We start from the raw sequence: 3,085 nt of genomic DNA, 5'->3' as shown, positions 1-3,085 counted from the left end.
CTGCTCCACCCCGCGTTGGTGTCTGTATTGTGTGTGCGTGTTTAGGGTAGTTTGGAAGACCTGGCGGCGACCGACTTTCCCGCGACTTAAGCCGCAGTATCATAGGCGCTGGGGTTTTTCACGTCCGAGTTCGGGATGGGATCGGGTGGAACACGCCCCGCCATAGCCACCAGGTCATCCAGACCACCCTGAGAGCAGGTGGTGTGGTCGGTTGGTGCGGCTGTGTGTGAGTGAGTAAGTGAGAGGTGTTGGATGCATAGATGATTTCTGTGCATGGTTTAAACCCTGGGGTTTATTGGAGAGAGCCTATTGGGTGATTAGGACCAGTTAGCTGCACGCATTACTGCGCTTTCACATCTGGCCTATTGACGTGGTGGTCTACCACGACCCTCAGGGAGACCTAGTTTTGAGGTGGGTTTCCCGCTTAGATGCTTTCAGCGGTTATCCCGTCCATACTTAGCTACCCGGCTGTGCCACTGGCGTGACAACCGGTGCACCAGAGGTATGTTCATCCCGGTCCTCTCGTACTAGGGACAAATCCTCTCAAGTCTCCAACATCCACGGCAGATAGGGACCGAACTGTCTCACGACGTTCTAAACCCAGCTCACGTACCACTTTAATCGGCGAACAGCCGAACCCTTGGGACCTGCTCCAGCCCCAGGATGTGATGAGCCGACATCGAGGTGCCAAACCTCCCCGTCGATGTGGACTCTTGGGGGAGATCAGCCTGTTATCCCTAGAGTACCTTTTATCCGTTGAGCGATGGCCCTTCCACGCGGGACCACCGGATCACTATGGCCGACTTTCGTCTCTGCTCGAGCTGTCACTCTCGCAGTCAGGCGGGCTTATGCCATTGCACTCGACAGCCGGTTTCCGACCGGCCTGAGCCCACCATCGCGCGCCTCCGTTACACTTTGGGAGGCGACCGCCCCAGTCAAACTGCCCACCATACAGGGTCCCGGACCAGGCTGACTGGTCGCGGTTAGACATCAGAAAAATTCAGGGTGGTATTTCAAGGATGGCTCCACGGGAACTGGCGCCCCCGCTTCAAAGCCTCCCACCTATCCTACACAGAATGTCTCTGAGGCCACTGTAAAGCTGCAGTAAAGGTTCATAGGGTCTTTCCGTCTGACCGCGGATACCCCGCATCTTCACGGGGAATTCAATTTCGCTGAGCCGATGCTGGAGACAGCGGGGAAGTCGTTACGCCATTCGTGCAGGTCGGAACTTACCCGACAAGGAATTTCGCTACCTTAGGACCGTTATAGTTACGGCCGCCGTTTACCGGGGCTTCAATTCAGTGCTTGCACACCTCCTCTTAACCTTCCGGCACCGGGCAGGCGTCAGACCCTATACGTCGTCTTTCGACTTCGCAGAGTCCTGTGTTTTTACTAAACAGTCGCTACCCCCTGGTCTGTGCCACCCACTCATGGTTGCCCACAGGTGGGTCTCGCTTATCCCGAAGTTACACGAGTAATTTGCCTAGTTCCTTCAGCATCGTTCTCTCAAGCGCCTTGGTATGCTCTACCAGTCCACCTGTGTCGGTTTAGGGTACGGTCTATACGCCAGAGCTATTTCCTGGAATGCTCCAAAAGCCAGGTCAATCCGATAAGACCTGACAACATATCGCATTCGTCACTTCTGGCAGGTTCAGGACTATTCACCTGATTCCCATCGACTACGGCTTTCGCCCTCGCCTTAGGGGCCGACTAACCCTGCGTGGATTAACCTTGCGCAGGAACCCTTGGACTTTCGGCGACAGTGTTTCTCGCACTGTTTGTCGCTACTCATGTCAGCATTCGCACTTCCGATATCTCCAGAGAGGGTCACCCCGTCTCCTTCACAGACCTACGGAACGCTCCGCTACCGCGCATATCATAGATATGCACCCACAGCTTCGGCACGTGGCTTGAGCCCCGTTACATTTTCGGCGCAGGGTTTCTATTAGACCAGTGAGCTATTACGCTTTCTTTAAAGGATGGCTGCTTCTAAGCCAACCTCCTGGTTGTTTTGGAATCCCCACATCCTTTCCCACTTAGCCACGATTTAGGGGCCTTAGCTGGTGGTCTGGGCTGTTTCCCTCTCGACAATGGACCTTAGCACCCACTGTCTGTCTGCCAGGCTAAACTTCCGGGTATTCGGAGTTTGGTTGGGTTTGGTAAGGCTTTGGGCCCCCCTAGCCCATCCAGTGCTCTACCCCCCGGGGTCAACACCTGACGGTCTACCTCAATAGATTTCGCGGAGAACCAGCTATCTCCGAGTTTGATTGGCCTTTCACCCCTAGCCACAGCTCATCCCCGACTTTTTCAACAGGCGTGGGTTCGGCCCTCCAGTGCGTGTTACCGCACCTTCAGCCTGGCCATGGCTAGATCACTCGGTTTCGGGTCTTCTGCCAGCAACTGAACGCCCTGTTCAGACTCGCTTTCGCTACGCCTACACCTATCGGCTTAAGCTCGCTGCAAACAGAAACTCGCTGACCCATTATACAAAAGGTACGCCGTCACCCCATTCAAGGCTCCGACTGCTTGTAGGCATTTGGTTTCAGGTCTCTTTCACTCCCCTCGTCGGGGTGCTTTTCACCTTTCCCTCACGGTACTTGTTCACTATCGGTCACCAGGGAGTATTTAGGCTTGGAGGGTGGTCCCCCCATGTTCAGACAGGGTTTCACGTGCCCCGCCCTACTCAAGGATCTTTAAAAGCACTACGCATACGGGGCTATCACCCACTATGGCCGACCTTTCCAGATCGTTCTGCTTCTCTTCCAAAGACCACTGGCCTGCTCCGCGTTCGCTCGCCACTACTAGCGGAATCTCGTTTGATGTCTTTTCCTCCAGGTACTGAGATGTTTCAGTTCCCCGGGTTCGCCTCATGCACCTATGTATTCAGTACATGATCCTCTTGCGAGGGGGTTGCCCCATTCGGATATCTGCGGATCAATGCCTGCTCGCGGCTCCCCACAGCTTTTCGCAGCGTGCTACGTCCTTCGTCGCCTCCTGGTACCAAGGCATCCACCAAATGCCCTTATCGCGCTCTCTCGCACCATGCACAGAAACCATCCATGCATAACGCAGACAACACGTCTCG

Annotated in this window: 2 rRNA genes; both read right to left on the bottom strand. The window is 55.1% G+C overall.

The window, feature by feature from the left end:
• Window positions 1–58: 58 nt before the first annotated feature.
• A 5S ribosomal RNA gene (rrf, locus tag J2D77_RS16930) occupies window positions 59–174 on the bottom strand.
• A 122-nt stretch (window positions 175–296) separates the two neighbouring features.
• Window positions 297–3,037, bottom strand: a 23S ribosomal RNA gene (locus J2D77_RS16925).
• Between the last annotated feature and the right edge of the window lie 48 nt (window positions 3,038–3,085).

Origin of the sequence: Acetobacter garciniae, assembly GCF_017377735.1 — a bacterium.
In the GTDB taxonomy this organism is placed as follows: Bacteria; Pseudomonadota; Alphaproteobacteria; order Acetobacterales; family Acetobacteraceae; genus Acetobacter; species Acetobacter garciniae.
This window is presented reverse-complemented; position numbering and strand designations above follow the sequence as displayed.